The organism is Turicibacter sp. T129 (genome assembly GCF_025594975.1).
Taxonomy (GTDB): Bacteria; Bacillota_I; Bacilli_A; order MOL361; family Turicibacteraceae; genus Turicibacter; species Turicibacter bilis.
Map to the genome: position 1 here is coordinate 99336 of NZ_JAMQUU010000041.1, position 20131 is coordinate 119466.

20 protein-coding genes and 1 other annotated feature are annotated in these 20131 nt (G+C 33.7%); of the genes, 8 read left to right on the top strand and 12 right to left on the bottom strand.

What is annotated here, in order from left to right:
* Positions 1–112: 112 nt before the first annotated feature.
* Both bsh and NEH75_RS08500 read right to left on the bottom strand, forming a co-directional pair.
* Positions 113–1105: a choloylglycine hydrolase gene (bsh, locus tag NEH75_RS08495; protein WP_055304559.1), complete on the bottom strand. Its 993-nt coding sequence runs from the start codon at positions 1103–1105 to the stop codon at positions 113–115.
* Positions 1106–1217: 112 nt separating this feature from the next.
* Positions 1218–1574: a hypothetical protein gene (locus NEH75_RS08500; RefSeq protein ID WP_262948781.1), complete on the bottom strand. Its 357-nt coding sequence runs from the start codon at positions 1572–1574 to the stop codon at positions 1218–1220.
* Positions 1575–1819: 245 nt separating this feature from the next.
* Here NEH75_RS08500 and NEH75_RS08505 point away from each other — a divergent pair, with 245 nt between their 5' ends.
* The 5 genes from NEH75_RS08505 (at position 1820) to NEH75_RS08525 (ending at position 5542) form a co-directional block, all read left to right on the top strand.
* The gene (locus NEH75_RS08505) at positions 1820–2254 is read left to right on the top strand and encodes a hypothetical protein (RefSeq protein ID WP_055245133.1); all 435 of its coding nucleotides are present in this window, start codon (positions 1820–1822) and stop codon (positions 2252–2254) included.
* A gap of 110 nt (positions 2255–2364) precedes the next feature.
* The gene (locus NEH75_RS08510) at positions 2365–3429 is read left to right on the top strand and encodes an IS1595 family transposase (protein WP_055304561.1); all 1065 of its coding nucleotides are present in this window, start codon (positions 2365–2367) and stop codon (positions 3427–3429) included.
* Positions 3430–3627: 198 nt separating this feature from the next.
* Entirely contained in the window at positions 3628–4116 is a 489-nt protein-coding gene (locus NEH75_RS08515) for an NUDIX hydrolase (RefSeq protein WP_055304564.1), read from the top strand.
* 251 nt (positions 4117–4367) lie between these two features.
* Complete coding sequence (locus tag NEH75_RS08520; protein WP_055245135.1) at positions 4368–4679, top strand: helix-turn-helix domain-containing protein; 312 nt, start codon at positions 4368–4370, stop codon at positions 4677–4679.
* Positions 4643–5542 carry an IS3 family transposase gene (locus tag NEH75_RS08525; RefSeq protein WP_070099761.1) on the top strand — a complete coding sequence of 300 codons (900 nt, stop codon included), beginning with the start codon at positions 4643–4645 and terminating at the stop codon, positions 5540–5542. The genes NEH75_RS08520 and NEH75_RS08525 overlap by 37 nt, the downstream gene beginning before the upstream one ends.
* A 365-nt stretch (positions 5543–5907) precedes the next feature.
* Here NEH75_RS08525 and NEH75_RS08530 read toward each other — a convergent pair whose 3' ends face one another.
* Positions 5908–6726, bottom strand: coding sequence for a pentapeptide repeat-containing protein (locus NEH75_RS08530; protein WP_055245138.1), 819 nt, complete (start codon positions 6724–6726; stop codon positions 5908–5910).
* A 378-nt stretch (positions 6727–7104) separates the two neighbouring features.
* Here NEH75_RS08530 and NEH75_RS08535 point away from each other — a divergent pair, with 378 nt between their 5' ends.
* The 3 genes from NEH75_RS08535 (at position 7105) to NEH75_RS08545 (ending at position 9640) form a co-directional block, all read left to right on the top strand.
* Positions 7105–8208 (top strand): sodium/glutamate symporter, encoded by a 1104-nt coding sequence (locus NEH75_RS08535; protein ID WP_262948785.1) that lies wholly within the window; start codon positions 7105–7107, stop codon positions 8206–8208.
* Between the two features lie 100 nt (positions 8209–8308).
* Positions 8309–8863, top strand: coding sequence for a transposase family protein (locus tag NEH75_RS08540; protein WP_202966270.1), 555 nt, complete (start codon positions 8309–8311; stop codon positions 8861–8863).
* A 27-nt stretch (positions 8864–8890) separates the two neighbouring features.
* A complete protein-coding gene (locus tag NEH75_RS08545; RefSeq protein ID WP_202966271.1) occupies positions 8891–9640 on the top strand; it encodes an ISL3 family transposase in 750 nt (249 codons plus the stop codon).
* Between the two features lie 312 nt (positions 9641–9952).
* Here the strand turns inward: NEH75_RS08545 and NEH75_RS08550 are convergent, their stop codons facing one another.
* The 9 genes from NEH75_RS08550 to yaaA all read right to left on the bottom strand — a co-directional run bounded on the left by NEH75_RS08550 (position 9953) and on the right by yaaA (position 19949).
* Complete coding sequence (locus tag NEH75_RS08550) at positions 9953–10210, bottom strand: hypothetical protein (RefSeq protein ID WP_202966252.1); 258 nt, start codon at positions 10208–10210, stop codon at positions 9953–9955.
* Between the two features lie 228 nt (positions 10211–10438).
* On the bottom strand, positions 10439–10918 hold the full coding sequence (gene rlmH, locus NEH75_RS08555) for a 23S rRNA (pseudouridine(1915)-N(3))-methyltransferase RlmH (protein WP_055243386.1): 480 nt from the start codon (positions 10916–10918) through the stop codon (positions 10439–10441).
* 153 nt (positions 10919–11071) lie between these two features.
* A complete protein-coding gene (locus NEH75_RS08560; protein WP_070099762.1) occupies positions 11072–11245 on the bottom strand; it encodes a CxxH/CxxC protein in 174 nt (57 codons plus the stop codon).
* An 11-nt stretch (positions 11246–11256) separates the two neighbouring features.
* Positions 11257–12045, bottom strand: coding sequence for an MBL fold metallo-hydrolase (locus tag NEH75_RS08565; protein WP_055243387.1), 789 nt, complete (start codon positions 12043–12045; stop codon positions 11257–11259).
* A gap of 441 nt (positions 12046–12486) precedes the next feature.
* Positions 12487–13761, bottom strand: coding sequence for a serine--tRNA ligase (serS, locus tag NEH75_RS08570; protein WP_055243388.1), 1275 nt, complete (start codon positions 13759–13761; stop codon positions 12487–12489).
* Positions 13762–13827: 66 nt separating this feature from the next.
* Positions 13828–14063 (bottom strand) — a binding site (T-box leader).
* Positions 14064–14166: 103 nt separating this feature from the next.
* Positions 14167–16656: a DNA gyrase subunit A gene (gene gyrA / locus NEH75_RS08575; protein WP_055304568.1), complete on the bottom strand. Its 2490-nt coding sequence runs from the start codon at positions 16654–16656 to the stop codon at positions 14167–14169.
* Positions 16657–16690: 34 nt separating this feature from the next.
* On the bottom strand, positions 16691–18619 hold the full coding sequence (gyrB, locus tag NEH75_RS08580; RefSeq protein ID WP_370456895.1) for a DNA topoisomerase (ATP-hydrolyzing) subunit B: 1929 nt from the start codon (positions 18617–18619) through the stop codon (positions 16691–16693).
* On the bottom strand, positions 18579–19715 hold the full coding sequence (gene recF, locus NEH75_RS08585; protein ID WP_055276619.1) for a DNA replication/repair protein RecF: 1137 nt from the start codon (positions 19713–19715) through the stop codon (positions 18579–18581). The genes gyrB and recF overlap by 41 nt, the downstream gene beginning before the upstream one ends.
* Before the next feature lie 15 nt (positions 19716–19730).
* On the bottom strand, positions 19731–19949 hold the full coding sequence (yaaA, locus tag NEH75_RS08590; RefSeq protein WP_055243392.1) for a S4 domain-containing protein YaaA: 219 nt from the start codon (positions 19947–19949) through the stop codon (positions 19731–19733).
* Between the last annotated feature and the right edge of the window lie 182 nt (positions 19950–20131).

Here is a 20131-nt window from a genome sequence, read left to right on the forward strand (position 1 = left end):
ATGGCACTTTTACAAAAGACAGAAAATCATTCATCAATATAGCTGTTCCCCCTTTGGTATATAAACGTTTAATTTATAGCAAAAAAAAATCATATCTTTTGATATGATTTTTCTAATTCTGATCATGGACTGTTAATCTTGTTGGATAAGGAAATAGTTTTAATCCTTTAGCATCTAAATTTTCTTTGTTTAAATCAATGACTTGAATTTGCTGATTACTGCTGGTCTTATAATAATATAATTGAGTCTCTAAACAAAGACATGCACTATACTGAGTCAAAAAACACTCTTTTCCTGTTGAATTCTCAACCACTCCACGTGGTATAGCAACGTTATCTAGTATATGAAAGCATTCACTAATTGCTGATTCTTCACTATCCCCAACATTCACATGATTTCGTAAAAAAGCAGCTTTTACAAATCTTGACGGAGATGAAAAATCGCCAGGAAGTCCAATCGTACCAAAGCCACTAGAATAAGTTGATAACATTTGTTGTCCCCATTTGATTTCCTCTGGCTGATCTGATTTGACATTAATATAACGATCCAAGTTATTTAAATGCCAATCAAAGGTTGGCGAATTTGCTAAAACGCCTACCTTATTATTATAAACCGTTAACTTATCTCTTGTTCGCTCAATGACGATTGATTGGCCACTCGTATCACTAACAAGCCAATGAATTTCTGTCGATAATGCCATTTGATCATCAGGAAGAGCCACAATATTTAACTGTTTAAGACCTTCCATTAATTCAGAAATCGTTGAAAAATTAGATAAAACCCAAAAAGCTACATCATATGGGGCTATATTGACCTTATCCTTCCTGATTTTATGACTCCAAGTAGAAAACTTAGATAATTGTAACATCAGACAAGATAATCCTTTTTCATTTACTCCATCACAAAAAAGAATATGATTTTCATAAAATAATCCCATTCCTAAAACTGCGTATTTCGTTTTCATTTCTTCATTCGTCACACGATTTACATATTCAAATTCTCGTGGAACTAAAGCAACTGATAAATCATTCATTGGGTGAATATCAAAATTCCGTCCAACAAGATGATGATTTTCGCTTGTTTTTAATGTAATGGCTGTACACACCTTATTTCACCCTTTCTCTTATTTAGAATAAACTACATTAAAAAAGAGCCAATATTATAGTCATAAAATACTAGCTCTAACTCCTAAATAGACATCTACTTCATTACACTTATTAATAAGGATAATATGGATACGTATAAGGGTATGGATAATAGTAAGGATATGGCGGGAAAAAGAATGGATAAGCTAGTAATGATAAGGCTGCTATGCTAGCAAAAGGAAATCCTCTTGGTCCAAAGCGTCGGAATCTTCCTCCTCCACCACCTAGAGGTCTCCCAAAGCGGCTCTCATCTTCTATGACATTTTCACCTACTAACACAATGACTTGATCATCGTCAACACGTCCAATAATTCCATCAACAGTATTTCCATCTTTCAAGGTTAAGACAACATGATAATATAATAAACGATTGCACTTATCCTGCCATTGCTTAGAATCTTGCTGATAGCTATTCTCTTCTAAATTCATGCTTTATCCTACTCCTTTCTAGTAACATAGTATTCGAATGGATATAAAAGGGTACTTATTCCTAACCAATCTTTTTAATTTAACGCTGTGTTTTAAATAGATGTTAATAAAAATTTAAATGAAGAACCAAAAAAGGTGAGACAAATTATTTGTCCCACTTTTTTATGATCCCCCTTATCCAACCTATAGAATAAAAGTTAATGAAATTCCAAACAATAATTTTATATTTAAAGGAAGGTGACATCATGCCAACACAAGATACTATTAAACTTTTGAACGAATGTAATGCAGGAATCAAAATGGCAGTTGAGAGCTTAGATGAAGTCATCAATAAAGCTAAAAATGAAAAATTAATAACACTTTTAAAAAATTCTCTTGAAGAACACAAAAAATTAGGAAATTTAACACATCAAAAACTAAATGAATTTCATGATAAAGATAAGGAACCAAGTACTATCGCTAAAGCTATGTCTTGGATGAGTACAAATCTAAAACTACTTACGGGTGATGTTGATGAAAAGATAGCTGATATTATAACAGAAGGTTGTAATATGGGAATTAAATCTATCTCTAGATATTTAAATCAATACCCTAATTCACAAGATGATGTAAAAGAAATCGTTCACCAATTAATTAAAATTGAAGACAACTTAGTTCATGAGCTAAGATATTATCTATAATAAAAAAGGGTCTGTTTTAAATAATAGTTGATAAAACTATAAAATCGTATAAATAACTCTATTTAGTGTAGTATAATAAATGTGCAAACGTTTGTTTAGGTGGTGATGTCATGGCAAGAAAAAAGAAAACGGCAAAACAGACTATTTTATCATTAATACCAAAACTGTCTAAATATGAATTTGAAGAAGTAGCCCAATTTGTTGAGCTTAGTCATATCAATTTTCATTTAGATAATCTTCAAAGAGAAGTAAAAGAAACTCGTTATTCTGAAGGGCAATATACTTGTCCTTTTTGCCATGACACTCATATTGTAAAAAATGGAACTCAGAAGGGAGTTCAACGTTATTTATGTCGTCAATGTCGAAAATCATTTAGTGACCAAACGGCTACCCCTTCTTATCATTCTAAAAAATCACCTAAACTTTGGCTTCATTATCTTAGATGCATGTTATCAGGGTATACGATTCGCAAATGCGCTGAGGAGTGCCAAATAAACATCGCCACTTCTTTTTTCTGGCGACATAAGATTTTAGATGCCTTAGCAACGGCAATAGGTATAGGAGATTTAGAAGGGCTTGTCGAAGCTGATGAAACATTCTTTAGATACAATCGAAAAGGAAACTTTACTAAGGTTAGAAGCTATAAAAAAGGTGTTCGTACTTCAACTGGTCGAACGAATAAACAAGCTAAGAAAAAGAAACGTGGATTATCTCGTGACCAGGTTGCCGTTGGAACAGCCTTGGACCGTTTAGGTAATCTTAAAATAGGACTAATTTGTACAGGAAGATTACAATATCCTGCTCTTAAACGATTTTATGAAGGGCATATTTCAGTGAACTCAACTTTATGTACGGATAGTGCTCATGGATATGCTACCTTATCAGATGAGTTACACCTTAATCATATTAAAATTGAGTCAGGAAAACGAAAAAAGGATATTTATCACATCCAACACATTAATTCCCTGCATAGTAGATTAAAAGATTTTATGAGTGATTTTAAAGGTGTTGCAACTAAACACTTACAAAATTACCTTTATTGGTTCAAATTCATTGAAATCTTCAAGTCTGAACGAGAATCTATTAAGATAGAAAGAGCTTATGTATTATCTCAGGCTAATTATACAGATTGTTCTGTTGCTTCCATTAGAACAAGAACCGCCGCTTTTGTTTAAATTTTTATTAGGTATTAAATAACCCATTATGAAGTCTTTCTAAAGACAAAGTGATTCAATCCTTTAAAATTAGATTAACGTCTATAAATAATTGTAGTATAACATCTACTCAGCAAAAAAATGTTCTCTCTTTTAAATCAGGAAAATATGGTAATATAAAAATGTATTATTTTAAAATATATTTAGGGGGAATATTAGATGAAAATATTGAATATTTATGGCGATAATCGGTTAGAGACATATACTAAAACACGTGAGGCATGTCGTGGAATAGTGGTTTCGGATGAAAAAATATTATTAGCTTATGAAGTTAATACGGACCAATGGTTTATACCTGGTGGTATGGTAGAGTTTAATGAAAGCTTGGATGCATGTTGTACTCGTGAGTTAATAGAAGAGACAGGTTATTTAGTGAAACCTTTAAATCAATATTTAACCATCAATGAATATTATGAAGAATGGTTTTTAATCAATCATTACTATGTATGTGAATTGACAAGGGAAACAGGGGAAAGAAGATTAAGTAAACGAGAAATTTTAGCAGGGCTTCAACCAAGATGGTTGCCATTAAAAGAAGCTATCGAAATCTTTTCAAAACATCAAGATTATGCTGATATAAATGAAATGAAGAGAGGTGCATATTTAAGAGAATACAAAGCACTCTCTAATTTTATTGAGATAAGGTAAATTACAAATTTAGATATTAGATTATACGAACAATCTTAATATATTGCGATTTAAAGGGATGTCTTTTGGACATCCCTTTTTACTATTACCCTATTTTATATTATCAACACTATTTTAAAACAGAGCCATAAAAAAAAATAACTATTAACTGATGAAATGATATAGTACCTTCATGGTAGACAAAAAAATAAAAGCGACACTATCAACTATGATAGAATCACTTTAGAGTCTACTATGGAGGTATTTTTGTTATGCAATCAAAACGTATCAATCGTAACTTTACTTATTCACCAAAATTGAAACTTCAAGCAGTTAAACGTTATTTAAACGGTCAGTCTTGCTCATCTATTTGTGAACAGCTTAAGATTCAAGATCCAAAACGTATTTATGTTTGGACGAAAGCCTATCAAGACAAAGGTGAACTTGCTTTTATTGATCAACGAGGTAAGCAAGCAACAGGACGTCCTAAAACAAAATTTATGAGCCTCGAAGAAGAGGTGGAGTATTTACGTGCTCAAAATTTATTATTAAAAAAGTCCATCGAGAGAAAAAGGGGGTACTAACAAAGCAAGCCGAATTCGAATTTATTCATGAGTACTCAAAAGACTTTTCTTTGTCAGTATTATTTAAACTAACTTCTGTTTCACGAGCAGGATACTATAAGTGGAAGAAAAGCCATTCTACGCCTCAAGTTAATCGTGATGAAGAGCTTTACCGCTTGATTTTAGACGTGTTTAATGAATCAAATAGAACCTATGGTGTTAAACGAATTAAACAAGCGTTACTTAACCAATATGGATGGATGGTTAATCATAAATGTATTCGCCGCATCATGCACAAATACCACTTAGTTTGTGTTCTACCTAAACCAAAATTCAAACGTCGTCCGCAGCCTCATGGGAATATCTCTAATGTTTTAAATCGTGAGTTTCATGCGACAAAACCCCTTCAAAAATTGTGTATGGATATTACCTATATCAAAGTTAAAGCCCCCTATCCAAAATGGGCTTATTTATGTGCGGTAAAAGATTTATATAATCAAGAAATTGTCGCTTATGACGTTTGTGAATCTCAAAATATGATACAGGTGTATCGAGTACTTCACCAGTTGGAACAATTACCTTTAGAACAAAATGCCTTACTTCATACGGATCAAGGCTATCAATTTACCAATAAAAATTACATAAAAAAAGTAGCTGATATAGGACTCACACAGTCAATGTCCCGCAGAGGTAACTGCTGGGATAACGCCTGTATTGAAAATTTCTTCCGTCATCTCAAAGCAGAGATGCCATTCTTTAGTTCACCACAAACTTTAGAGGAAGTTAAACAATTCATATCAAAATACATTAACTATTATAATACAAAACGAATTCAAAATAAATACGGCATGAGCCCAGTTGAATATAGACTTCATGCCGCATAAATTCTCTTTTTATTAACTGTCTACTTGACAGGTATTACTTCAAAATAACTTAAAAAGAACCTATTATTTTTAAAATAATAGGTTCTTTTCATTCAACGTAGCTTTCAGTTTCAAAAATTAAAATACTATGCTTCCTACCTACAAAGGGCTGATAAAATTAAACTAAAGAGGCATCCATTTCAGTTTTGAATAAGAAATCATGACGGTGTCCATCAACAACAGTCATTTACCCACATACGGCATCAAAATGATTTCGTCCATCTCCAATTGGAATAGCTTCACCAGTGACACTATACATTTTCAATAAAAAAGTACTTAAATAAAATAATAGTCCTAAAAAAATAGTAGCATTTAATAAAATGTTACTATTTTTCCCAATAACTCGGCCGAACAATCCATCTAGGTAATTTTGTTGCTGCGTTTCCTTTTGCTGAATTCACCTGAATTTGCGTTAAAAATAAACAGTCCGCTAAATTCGCATCACGAATATCAGCATCACGTAAATCAGCTCCAATTAAATTAGCGCCCGATAAATCCGTATGTCGTAAATTAGCTGCAATTAATAATGAACCCGCAAGATTAGCCCCTCTCAAAGATTTTCTCGTTAAATTTTTTCCGATAAAATCAAATCCTGAAATGACTTGATTTCCTGCTACTTTTTGACTGACATACGCTTGTACTTCTTTTAAACATGTATTAACTTTCAAACGATAAGCATCCACCTCTACGATCGTAGGCTCCTCCGTTAATTTTTCTGTTTCTTTTATCAGCAGATGCAACTTTTCTTTTAATTCTTTAGGTAAAATGAACGTTGAAGCATCTGTTAAATACCACATCATCTCATGGAGCTGTCTAACTATTAGAAAATCATCATACATCTGTTGTGCAACATTTGAATTTTCCTTCCAACTCAAACCTTCATAATTAAATTGCGCCACCTTCTGACCTGCTCCAAAACAGTCATACGTGGTACAACCTTTAAGCCCTTGATTACGAAGGTTTTGATGAATGTAACAACTAAAATCATCCTTTAAATTTAAACAGGGTTTTCCTGCTCCCTTATCCGTTGGAAACCCATCGCACTTCGAAAAAAACAACGCCACACAACAAAGACCAAAACACTTGGAACAATCAATCTTTAAATGATTAAATAACGCCTCATCATATCCTTTTTCACGTAACATCCAACTCCACTCCTATCTATACTTACTAGCTTATCAGACACCTTATTTTTCGTAAACATAAAAAATACCCTGTACGCATCGTACAAGTTATCAATTTTAAGCTTAACTTGGCAATACAGTATCATCGATTCACTGTTTTGATTTTTGAGTAATTTTAATTCTAATTACATCACCTTTATCCGTTCTAAAGAAAATATTCTACGATTATACATCCGATTGATTAAAATCATTTTAATATAGTTTTGAAAAATGAAAAATACCCTGAAGAATTCATAAGCTCATCCTTCATATTATCTGAGATAAACATTTGATATAATAAAAGATGACTATACTAATAGTAGATAAAATTTATATCTAATAGAAAGGATACTATGCTATATGGAGCTTAATTTAAACATCTATGAAACGATGGCATTAGTTTCTATCGTCTTCTATCTTGGTCGATATACGAGAAATAGATTCTCAATTTTATCAAAATATTGCGTTCCACCTGCAGTTGTTGGAGGATTTATTTTTGCCTTATTCATTTTATTACTACATGAAACGAATTTAGCAACGATTAATCTAGATATGAGTTTACAAAATTTATTTATGACTGCTTTCTTTACTAGTATTGGATTCACCGCTAGCTTTAAAATTTTAAAACAAGGAGGTAAACAGGTTATAATCTTCCTTGGTCTTGCTGCATTACTAGTCACTTTACAAAATACAATCGGTGTCATACTAACTTCACTCTTCAATTTAAATCCTTTACTCGGTCTTTGTACGGGATCCATTCCTATGATTGGTGGACATGGGACAGCTGGATCATTTGGACCGATGCTTGAAGGGATGGGGGTTGCTAGAGCAACAACGGTCGCTGTCGCCTCCGCAACTTTTGGGTTAATTATGGGAAGCATTATTGGTGGATTAGTTGCCCGTAACCTAATTATTAGACATCAATTAAAAACAGTTCGTCATGAATCATCATCAACACCTCCAACAGAAATGGGAGACTATAATGAAGAGAATCATAATCTTTTATCATTTAAAAAATTAATGAATGCATCTTGTTTCTTATTTATCGCAATGGGAAGCGGTTCAATTGTCTCAGACCTGATTCAAAAATCAGGATTCACCTTCCCATCTTACATTGGTGCAATGTTAGTCGCAGCTACTATCAGAAACTTCTTTGATTTCAGAGGACGATCAATTGATGAAAAAGAAATCGAGACAATTGGTGGTCTTTCACTATCCTTTTTCTTAACGATGGCATTAATGGGACTTAAACTATGGCAACTACTCGATTTAGCTTTACCACTACTTGTGATGCTTATCGCTCAAGTTGTATTAGTTGGACTATTTGCCTACTTTATTACCTACCGTCCCATGGGAAAAAATTACGAAGGAGCTGTCTTTGCCTCTGCAACCTGTGGGTTTGGAATGGGAGCCACACCAAATGCTATTGCTAATATGGGGTTCTATAATATTTGGTGTTGCTGACTAAGCAACGCCTTTTTTCATGGCATAAAAAAAAGAGACATCACGTCTCTATCCTGTTACAATGTTATCGGCTAAAACAATATTGAAAGGATTGAATTTGATGTCTCACTCATATTTTACTAGAAAACTCTTAAATATTAAAGATAAAAACATTACATTCCCGGAAGATTATCTTGAGGAAGTGAAATTAAATGGTGTGACTAGCTTTATTTTTAAAGGAATTTTATCTTATCACCCCACTCATTGTGAACACTGTGGGACCCTTTTCGATTCAAAGTTTAAAAAGCATGGGTTCAAAACTTCTCGTTTAGTGATCCCCAAAGTATCGTTACACGATACTTATTTAGACTTAAGGAAACAACGTTACTTTTGTGGGCATTGTCATTCCACATTCACACTAAAAACCTCTATCGTTGAAAAGAACTGTTATATTTCTTACAACACCAAACACGCGATTGCGTTAGAGGCTCAAAATAAAATCTCTGAATACGATATTGCCCGTCGTCATCAAGTGTCTCATTCAACAGTTAATCGCATCATTCATAACTTCTATGAATCTCAATCTCTCAACTTTAATTACCTTCCTGAAAACCTTTGTTTTGATGAATTTAAATCGGTTAAGTCTGCTGAGGGTCACCTGGCATGCGAAGCATAAATCCTCCACTGCTAGGGAATGGGTCACATGTCCTTTATCTTTTGTGATGCTGATACGAAACAAATCATTGATATTGTTGAAGATCGTCGTTTAAGCTCTCTTCAGGCTTATTTTAAACGGTATACTGAAGAAACACGTTCTCGTGTTAAACATATTGTGATTGATATGTACGCCCCTTATATTAGCTTGATTAAGGAGCTTTTTCCTCACGCCAAAATTATTCTTGATAAATTTCATTTAGTTCAACATATCTCCCGTGCGTTGAATAAAACGAGGGTTCGATTCATGAAGCAATTCAAAAAACACAGTCGCAAATTTAAACGTTATTGGCGATTATTTTTAAAATCTCATACCTTGCTCAATACCACCACTTATCGATCGGTTTACTGTTTCAAACAACCGATGCGAGAAATTGATATCTTAAACTTTCTACTCGATCTATCTCCTGAGCTAAAATCGACTTATGATCTTTATCAAGACTTACTTTTCGCTCTTCAAACAAAAAACTTAGATCGATTCAATCACTTACTTGAAATAGAACACCCTCTTATCTCTCCTGAACTTCAAACCGCTTTTCAAACCTTTAAAATGTATCAATCTTACATTAAAAATATGCTCACAACGCCATACACCAATGGTCCGATTGAAGGAATCAATAACAAAATTAAAGTGATTAAGCGTATTGCCTTTGGCTATCGTAGTTTCTATCATTTTAAATTCCGTATTCTCATGATTCAAAACTTAACCAAACCAAAAAGAAAAATCCTAGCAGATTAGCCACTAGGATTTCCATTTAATTATTCATTGTAAGCAGGTCACCATTTAATCAGCAACACTATTTGACAAAGTTTCAAATAAAAAAGAGACTGTATCAGAATAGATACACTCTCTTATGCTTCATTTTTATCGAAATTAACGTCTCTTTACATTTCATATCCTTGTATATTTCTTTCTATACTTAATCTCTTCCTCTAATTTAATTAATTTTAATGCCTTTAGTTTTATTTCTTCGTCATTCAAATGAACAGATAGATTTTTGAAGCCATTCACGATATCAAATCGAATTAAAGTATAATTTTTTTCATCTGTTCAACTTTTAAAACCCTCAATCAAATGATTCATAATCATATCTTTTTGCTCTTCACCGGCTAATACAACTTGCCAAATTCTTTGCAAACTATGTCTTGCCATCACAAATTTAGGATTTTTAGCCACGTCATATAGTTTAGCAAAATCAACTAACATTCTTTTCTCATGATCACTTATAGCTAAATTAGAAAGAAGTTGAGCAGCTCTAAAACTTTTATGGTTATCTTTCCACGTTAAATCTTCTATTAACTGATTCACACCTCATAAACCCAATCCACAATATGTTCCGTCTCTAATAGAATACGATAATAAACTTCCTATTGAAAGTTTTTATCTTAGGACTCAACATTTTTAAAACAAAATTTTAGTTTATCCTTTATTTCAATCCTCTTTGATTCTCTTATAAAAATTCAAAAAAATACTTCAATGGATGAATAAATTCGTTTAAAATTTAACATAATCAATTGAAGTATTTTTTAATTTATTCTATTTATGATACGGTTCGTTATTATTGATTCGATAGGCACGATAGACTTGTTCTAATAAAATTAACTTAAATAATTGATGAGGGAATGTCATTTTAGAAAAACATAATTTATAATTCGCACGTTTTTTCACTTCGTCAGATAAACCAAGTGAACCACCGATAATGAAAGCCACATTACTATCTCCACTTAAAGCTAATTGACTTAACTGTTTAGCAAATTGCTCAGATGTCTTCATATCACCTTGTAAATCCATCGCAATCACATACATATTATCTTTAATTTTATTTAAAATTTGTTTTCCCTCTTTATCTTTAATCAGTTCCATTTCACGTTCTGACGCATTATCAGGCGTTTTTTCGTCCGGAACTTCAACCATTGTTAACTTACAATAACGAGATAAACGTTTAGAAAACTCCTCAATCCCTAGCTTAATATACTTTTCCTTAATCTTTCCGACTGAAATAATTGTAATATTCATTAAAAAACCTCCAATACATGAAAAGAAATTCCCTCATTTAATCAGGGAATTTTTTATTGTTATCTATTATAAAATCTTCGCAGAGATTATACTAGAATCTCTGCGAAGATTAGAACCTATTATTCAGTATGATTAGTCTAACTTTTCTAGATTTTATAGCTCATCCTCATCTTCGACCATCATACCTTCAATCACTTTATAAACGGCTACTTGATCGCAGTGCTCACATTTATGTTCAATTTCTACTTCAACTAAAATTGGTAACTTTCCATACTCATCTAAAAAACGATCCATTGACTCTTCAATATGTTCTAAACAACTGTACATGCCTATTCCTCCTATAACGTAATCACTTTCGATGGATGCATCGCATACGTCATATGTAAATTTAACTTACTTAAATCAACATTTTCTTCTTTTAAAATATGACGAACTGTCATTTCTGCTAAATCAGGTAAATTAGCATCCTGACTTAAATGAGCTAAATAAATATGTTTCGTCTTTTCCCCAATTAACTGACTCATCGCATACGCTGAATCTTCATTTGATAAATGACCACAATCATCTAAAATACGTTGTTTTAACGACCATGGCCTATTACACATCTGAAGCATCTCTACATTATGATTCGTCTCCATAATATAGGCATCTGCATTTCCTAATGTTTTTAAAATATCACCCGTAATATATCCGGTATCTGTCACATAAACAAGCGTCTTTTCACCTTGCTTAATCATATAACCTACCGGATCAACCGCATCATGAGAAATTCTAAATGGCATAATCGATAAATCCCCTAGATCGAACCAAACATTTTTTTCAACCGCTGTCGTCTGTTCAAAACCTGGTTTGATAATATTTTTACGATACATCTCATCAATCGTTTTTGCCGTTGCACAAACATTTAATTTCCACTTACGAGTACAAACCCCTACACCCTTAATATGGTCACCATGCTCATGAGTAATTAAAATATGTTCTATTCTATTTTCATCAAATCCACTTTTTTTAATCAATTCCTGTAATTTTTTTAACGATAACCCATTATCAATTAAAATTGCTGTCTGTTCCGTTTCAATAATCGTTGCATTTCCGACACTTCCACTCGACAATACACAGATTCTCATTCTATCACCTGTTCTTCTATTCAAAAAACTTTTTTATACTCCAAATAAGCCTTTTTTATTTCGATTATTCATTTTAACATTTTTATCATGATGAATCCAGTACAAACCCCTATTAAGCATCAATTTGATAAAAAAAGAAAGACTATCTCATAAAAGATAACCACTTATGATGATTAATAAAAACTTAAGGGATTCGATACTCATCACTTAAAACTCTAATCATTTGATTATAAACATACACACGGTTAAATCATATCACTTCTTTGTCTGTTATGTCCACATTACATAGGAATACTGGCAAATGTAGCAAACGAGAAGATAATATACCTGATTACTCAATTTAGATGATCTATTATCCTAATATTTTAATTAAAGATAGAGTATCCTAGTGCATTCCATAAGAAAAAGAGTACCTAAGGTACTCTTTTTCTTATGGAATGCTTATTTAATAACTTCTAAATTACGCATGTATGGACGTAATACTTCTGGAATAACAATGCTTCCATCAGCTTGTTGGTAGTTTTCAATAATAGCAGCTACTGTACGTCCAATTGCAAGCCCTGAACCATTTAATGTATGAACGAATTCAGGTTTAGCTTTTGCATCACGACGGAATTTAATATTTGCACGACGTGCTTGGAAATCTTCAAAGTTTGAACAAGAAGAAATCTCTTTATATTCATTATAAGATGGTAACCACACTTCGATATCGTATGTTTTAGCAGCAGAGAATCCGATATCTCCTGTACATAATTCGATGACACGGTATGGTAATCCTAATAATTGTAATACTTTTTCAGCATTTGCTGTTAAAGTTTCTAATTCTTCATAAGAATCTTCTGGTTTAACGAACTTAACTAATTCAACTTTATTGAATTGATGTTGACGGATAATACCACGAGTATCACGACCAGCTGAACCAGCTTCTGCACGGAAACATGGACTATATGCTGTATATTTAATTGGTAATTGTTCAGCGTTTAAAATCTCATCACGGTGTAAGTTTGTAACTGGAACCTCAGCTGTTGGAATTAAGAAGTAGTCAGTATCCACTAATTTAAATGCATCTTCTTCAAACTTAGGTAATTGTCCAGTCCCTGTCATACTTGCACGATTAACGATAACTGGAGGTAAAATCTCAGTATAGCCATGATCTCCTGTATGTAAATCTAACATAAAGCTAATTAAAGCACGCTCTAAACGAGCTCCTAACCCTTTATATACAGCAAAACGGCTTCCTGTAATTTTTCCAGCACGTTCAAAATCAATAATATCTAAATCAGTTACTAAATCCCAGTGTGCTTTTGGTTCGAAGTCAAACTTAGTTGGTTCTCCAAATTTACGAATTTCAACATTATCATTTTCATCTTTACCAACTGCAATTGTTCCACATGGAACATTTGGAGTACCTAATAAAAGATTTTTGATTTCTTCATCGATGTTGCGTAATTGTTCATCTAATTCTTTAACTTTTTCTCCAACACCATTCATTTGAGCTAATAATTCAGAAGCATCTTTTTTCTCACGTTTATATTGTCCGATTAATTTAGATACTTCATTACGATTTGATTTTAATTGCTCTACTTCTAAAATGATGTTCTTACGTTGTTCATCTAACTCAGTAATTTTATTTAAATAACTGAAATCTCCACCACGTGTTTCTAAGCGATTAATTGTACCTTGTAAATCTTCACGTACTCGTTTTAAATCTAACATGTGTATTTCCTCCTATTAATTGATTTTGATTAGTCGTTCTAGAAAACAAAAAAATCCCGTCCCTAATTTAGGGACGAGATTTAACCCGCGTTGCCACCCTAGTTGTTCACTAAGCGTTCCACGTGGAACATTTAAGTGAGACCACTTACAAAGATAACGGTTAGACCGTGAATGAATACTAATCATTGTGTTCTTCATTCCACTCCTAGGTTGATTTCTAGTTACTCATACATCAGTTTCCACCAACCACTGACTCTCTATGCTATCAAGTAAAAAGTACTACTCCTAATCAATGCTTTTTTATTTAATTGTAATATAGCATTAACTATTTTTTTTGTCAATATTAGTATATATCGTGTTTCTAATTATATGCGCATAAGACCTAATTATTTGTATGTAACCATTCTATTCTTCTGTTGAAGTTGTTTCAGTTTCCTTAGCCACTGTGTCAGCTTCAACACTTTCCTCAGCCTCTTCATGTTCAACAACTGCTACACTTGATACTAATTGATCATCTGTTAAACGAATTAATTTAACCCCTTGTGTTGCACGCCCCGTTTGAGAAATCTGATGAATTGGTGTACGGATAATAACACCTTTATTTGTCACGATTAATAAATCTTCATCACCATTTACAGCCTTCATGGCTACTAATGTCCCGTTTTTCTCTGTAATCGTTAATGTTTTAACACCTTTTCCACCGCGTTTTGTTTTACGATATTCTTGAATTGAAGTACGTTTACCGAACCCGTTTTCCGTAACAACTAAAATCTCCTGATCCATTGTGACCATTTCCATTCCTACTGCTACTTCTCCCTCTTCTAAGAAGATACCACGGACTCCGGCAGCTGTACGTCCCATCGGACGAACTTCAGTTTCCTCAAACCAAACTGCTTTTCCACCACTTGATGCAATAATGATATCATCGTTACCAGATGTTTTTCTGACACCAATTAGCTCATCATCTTCACGTAAAGAAAGAGCAATTAAACCATTAGTACGAATATGACCAAATGCTGATAATGTGGTACGTTTTACAACCCCTGAACGAGTCGCGAAGAATAAGAATTCTTCATCATTAAACTCTTTAACAGGAATGATTGCACTAATGTACTCATCTTGGGCAATCTCAATAATATTAACAATTGGTAATCCCTTAGCTGTACGACCGTACTCAGGAATTGTATAAGCTTTCTTCTGATAAACTTTTCCTTTACTTGTAAAGAATAATAAATGATCATGAGTAGATGTTGATAATAATTCCTTAACATAATCATCATCATGTGTTCCCATTCCTTGCACACCACGTCCACCACGGTTTTGTGAACGATATGTTGAGATTGGCTGACGCTTAATATAACCATTATTTGTTAATGTAATGATGACTTGTTCTTCTGGAATTAAATCTTCATCTTCAATATCAAAGTCAGATCCACGGACGATTTCTGTACGACGCTCATCTCCATGTTTGTGTTTTACTTCTAACAACTCTTCACGGATAATCGCATGAACACGGTCTTCGTTCGCTAAAATATCTTTTAAATCAGCAATTAATGCGACTAACCCTTGATATTCTTCTTCGATTTTACCGCGCTCTAATCCTGTTAAACGGCGTAAACGCATCTCTAAAATAGCTTTCCCTTGGCGTTCAGATAACGAGAATTCAGACATTAATGAATTTAATGCCTCTTCATCTGTAGATGAACCACGGATAATCGCAATAATACGATCAATATGATCTAAGGCAATACGAAGCCCTTCTAAGATATGAGCACGATCTTCTGCTTTATTTAAATCAAATTGCGTACGACGGACAATAACCTCAACTTGGTGTTTGATATATGCGGCAATAATTTCTTTTAAGTTTAAAACTTTAGGTTGTCCATCTACAAGTGCTAACATATTAATTCCATAAGACACTTGTAATTGAGTTAATTTAAATAAATTATTTAACATCACTTGTGGATTAACATCTTTACGCAATTCAATAACAATACGTGTTCCTTCACGGTTTGACTCATTACGTAAGTCTGTAATTCCATCTAAACGTTTTTCCTTAACTAATTCCGCGATTTTTTCAATTAAACGTTCACGGTTTACTTGATAAGGAATTTCAGTGACTAAAATTGAATATTTTCCACCATGACCTTCAACAATTTCACATTTTGAACGCATCATGATTGATCCATTCCCCGTTTCATACGCCGAACGGATTCCTTTTGTTCCTAAAATTAAAGCACCTGTTGGTAAATCTGGTCCTTTAATAAATTGCATTAATCCTAAAACATCAATTTCAGGATTATCCATATAAGCTAAACATCCATCAATAACTTCAGATAAGTTATGTGGTGGAATATTAGTCGCCATCCCAACAGCAATCCCTGTTGTCCCGTTGACTAATAAGCTTGGAAAACGAGCAGGTAAAACGATAGGTTCTTGTTCTTCACCATCAAAGTTTGGTTGGAAATCAATCGTATTTTTATTGATATCACGCATCATTTCCATCGCAAGCTTAGACATTCTTGCTTCAGTATAACGCATAGCGGCCGCTCCATCACCGTCAATTGAACCGAAGTTTCCATGTCCATCTACTAATGGATAGCGATAACTAAAATCCTGTGCCATACGTACCATTGCATCATAAACTGATGAATCCCCATGAGGGTGATATTTGGCAATAACGTCCCCGACGATACGAGCAGACTTCTTATATGGCTTATCACTGTGCATCCCTAAATCATTCATCGAATACAAAATACGACGGTGAACAGGCTTTAACCCGTCACGAACATCTGGTAAGGCACGTGATACGATAACACTCATCGCATAATCGATGAATGAAGTTCTCATCTCTTTAGCAATATTATGCGGTTTAATTTGATCATATGCAGACATTTTCGTTCCTCCTTATAGATGTGATTGCTTCAAATTAGTAGTCTAGGTTTTTAACGTATTTAGCATTAGCATCTATAAATTCTCGACGTGGCTCTACGCGATCACCCATTAAAATATCAAAAATTTCATCAGCTTCAACAGCATCCTCAAGAGTAACCTGTAATAATGTACGTACTTCTGGATCCATTGTTGTTTCCCATAACTGCTCAGCATTCATCTCTCCAAGCCCTTTGTAACGTTGAACATTTGGACGAGGCGTTGCTGCTAAACTAGACATAATCTCTTCTAATTGTTTTTCATCATAAGCATATTCTACCTTTTTTCCTTGAGAAACTTTATATAAAGGAGGTTGCGCAATATAGACATACCCATGCTCTACTAAAGGTCTCATATAACGGTAGAAGAATGTTAATAATAACGTACGAATATGTGCTCCATCGACATCGGCATCGGTCATGATAACCACTTTATGATAACGAGCTTTCTCGATATCAAATTCATCTCCAACACCTGTTCCAATCGCATGGATCATACTTTTAATTTCGTTATTCGCATAAACTTTATCAATACGAGCTTTTTCAACATTTAAAACCTTACCACGAAGAGGTAAAATTGCTTGGAATTTATTATCTCGACCTTGTTTTGCTGATCCTCCGGCAGAATCTCCCTCGACGATAAATAATTCAGAAATATTCGCATCACGTGACTGACAATCGGCTAACTTGCTCTTAAATCCTAATGATTCAAGTGGAGACTTACGACGTACCATCTCACGCGCACGTTTTGCAGCCATACGAGCACGAGCCGCCATTAATGCTTTATCAATAATGATTTTAGCTGCTTGTGGATTCTCCATCAAGAAACGTTCAAATCCTTCAGAGAAAATATTATCCGCAATACGACGAACTTCGCTATTTCCTAACTTCGTTTTTGTTTGTCCCTCAAACTGTGGATCTGGATGCTTCGCAGAAATAATCGCTGTTAATCCTTCACGAATATCTTCCCCGATTAATGCATCGTCACCTTTTAATAAATTTAATTTTTTCGCATAACTGTTAATAATACGAGTTAATGCGGCACGGAATCCCGCTTCATGCGTTCCACCCTCGTGCGTATTAATGTTATTCGCAAACGAATAAATATTTCCGGCTACACCTGTATTATATTGCATCGCGATTTCAACACTAATTCCATCGCGCTCACCTTCAACATGAATCACTTCTTCATGAATGACTTCTTTATTCTTATTTAAGAAGCGTACATACTCACTAATTCCACCTTCATAATGGAACTCATGGCGTTGTGGTTTATCTGAACGAAGATCTTCTAATGTAATTTTTAATCCTTTGTTTAAAAAGGCTAACTCACGAATACGGTTGCGTAAAATATCATAGTCATAAACTGTCGTTTCTGTGAAAATAGTTGGATCCGGTTTAAACTTAACCTCAGTACCAGTAGAATCAGATTCACCAATGATGTGTAATTCATCAATTGGATTTCCTTTTTCAAACTGTTGGAAATACTTTTTACCATTACGACTTACTGTTACTTCTAAGTGTTCAGATAAGGCATTTACTACAGAGGCACCTACACCATGTAATCCCCCAGAAACTTTATATCCGCCACCACCGAATTTTCCTCCGGCATGTAAAACCGTATAAACTGTCTCAACTGTTGATTTTCCAGTTTGTTTATGAATATCAACTGGAATCCCACGTCCATTATCTTTAACGATGATTTCATTATCTTCAGTAATTGCAACATTAATTTCTGTACAGTATCCAGCTAATGCCTCATCGATTGAGTTATCAACAATTTCCCAAACTAAATGGTGTAATCCACGGCCACTTGTTGAACCGATATACATCCCAGGGCGCTTACGAACCGCTTCAAGACCCTCTAATACTTGAATATTACTAGCATCATACTGTTGTGTTTTCGATACTTCTTGCGTCATTCTTATCACCTATCCTAATCTTCGCGTTATTAATGGTAAAAATATCAGCCAGTTCAATGACATTTTCATCGATTCCATCAATATTCGTTGTCGTTATAAAGGTTTGAACTTTATTTTTTATCGTATTTAATAGCTGTGTTTGACGTGCATCATCTAATTCACTTAAAACATCGTCTAACAATAAAATGGGATACTCATTTAAAACAGAATAAATCAACTCGATTTCAGCTAACTTCATCGATAACGAAGCTGTTCGTTGTTGACCTTGTGAGCCAAACTGATGTGTATTCACACCATTAATTGAAACACTAAAGTCATCTCGATGAGGGCCTAAACTAGTTGATCCTAATTGAATATCCTGATCATATAAATCTTTATATTTCTGTAAAATTGTTTCTTCATTTAACTCAAGGTTCTTAAATGAATTGATATAATCTAAACCTATTTCTTCTAATTGATTTGAAATCTCACCATGAACTTTTTTCGAAAAACTCTCAAGCTTCTTTAAGAACTCAATCCGACTATTTAGCACATAAACCGCATGAGGCACTAATTGCTCTGTAATGACATCTAAAAGCAAATCATTCGAGCGATTCATACGAAGCTGTTTCAATAACTCATTACGTTGCTTTAACAATTTCGAATACTGTCCTAAATGAAATAAGTAAGTTGGGGATAACTGTCCAATCTCCATATCCATAAAGCGTCGACGATACTGTGGTCCACCTTTAACTAGCGATAAATCCTCAGGTGCAAACATCACCACAATAAGCTTACCGACATACTCACTTAATTTCTTTTGATCGATTCCATTATAACTTGCCTTCTTACCTTTTTTAGAAATAACTAAAGATAAATGCAAATCATCCCGTTCTCGCGTAATATCTGCCTCAATACGGGCAAAGTCTTCATTAAATAAAATCAGCTGTGAATCTTTACTTGTTCGATGCGACTTTGTCGTCGATAACACGTAAATTGATTCAATCAAGCTCGTCTTTCCTTGTGCATTATTTCCGATGATGATATTGATATTCTTCTTAAACTCTACACAAGCATCTTGATAATTTCTAAACTGTTTAAGTGACAATCGATTGATAAACAATGATAATCTCCTTTACTACTCAGCTACAATGATAAACTCACCAAATTCTTCAATCGAAACCACATCTCCAGGATAAAGTTTACGACCACGGCGGTTATCTTGCTCGTTGTTAATAAAGACAGGAATTTCTTCTAAGAAGAACTTTACACTTCCACCACTTTCAATAAGATTCTCGAACTTTAAAAACTGTCCAAGAGTAATAAATTCACTTGTAATAAATACTTCAGTTCGCATGCTAATCACCTTTTTCTTTCTATATATATTATAGCATAATTTACATTTTTTTAATACGTTAATCCCAAATCGAGTAGGAGATAATTAATTAATTTAATCATCGTCCTCTCACACCACCGTACGTACGGTTCCGTATACGGCGGTTCTATTTTATCTCTAAATATGAACGGTTTGATAGTGGT

Coding starts and splice junctions, on each gene's coding strand:
- NEH75_RS08500 (WP_262948781.1), bottom strand. CDS start 1,574: ATGAATTTAGAAGAGAATAGCTATCAGCAAGATTCTAAGCAATGGCAG.
- NEH75_RS08505 (WP_055245133.1), top strand. CDS start 1,820: ATGCCAACACAAGATACTATTAAACTTTTGAACGAATGTAATGCAGGA.
- NEH75_RS08510 (WP_055304561.1), top strand. CDS start 2,365: ATGGCAAGAAAAAAGAAAACGGCAAAACAGACTATTTTATCATTAATA.
- NEH75_RS08515 (WP_055304564.1), top strand. CDS start 3,628: ATGAAAATATTGAATATTTATGGCGATAATCGGTTAGAGACATATACT.
- NEH75_RS08520 (WP_055245135.1), top strand. CDS start 4,368: ATGCAATCAAAACGTATCAATCGTAACTTTACTTATTCACCAAAATTG.
- NEH75_RS08530 (WP_055245138.1), bottom strand. CDS start 6,726: ATGTTACGTGAAAAAGGATATGATGAGGCGTTATTTAATCATTTAAAG.
- NEH75_RS08535 (WP_262948785.1), top strand. CDS start 7,105: ATGGAGCTTAATTTAAACATCTATGAAACGATGGCATTAGTTTCTATC.
- NEH75_RS08540 (WP_202966270.1), top strand. CDS start 8,309: ATGTCTCACTCATATTTTACTAGAAAACTCTTAAATATTAAAGATAAA.
- NEH75_RS08545 (WP_202966271.1), top strand. CDS start 8,891: ATGTCCTTTATCTTTTGTGATGCTGATACGAAACAAATCATTGATATT.
- rlmH (WP_055243386.1), bottom strand. CDS start 10,918: ATGAATATTACAATTATTTCAGTCGGAAAGATTAAGGAAAAGTATATT.
- NEH75_RS08560 (WP_070099762.1), bottom strand. CDS start 11,245: ATGTACAGTTGTTTAGAACATATTGAAGAGTCAATGGATCGTTTTTTA.
- NEH75_RS08565 (WP_055243387.1), bottom strand. CDS start 12,045: ATGAGAATCTGTGTATTGTCGAGTGGAAGTGTCGGAAATGCAACGATT.
- serS (WP_055243388.1), bottom strand. CDS start 13,761: ATGTTAGATTTAAAACGAGTACGTGAAGATTTACAAGGTACAATTAAT.
- gyrA (WP_055304568.1), bottom strand. CDS start 16,656: ATGTCTGCATATGATCAAATTAAACCGCATAATATTGCTAAAGAGATG.
- yaaA (WP_055243392.1), bottom strand. CDS start 19,949: ATGCGAACTGAAGTATTTATTACAAGTGAATTTATTACTCTTGGACAG.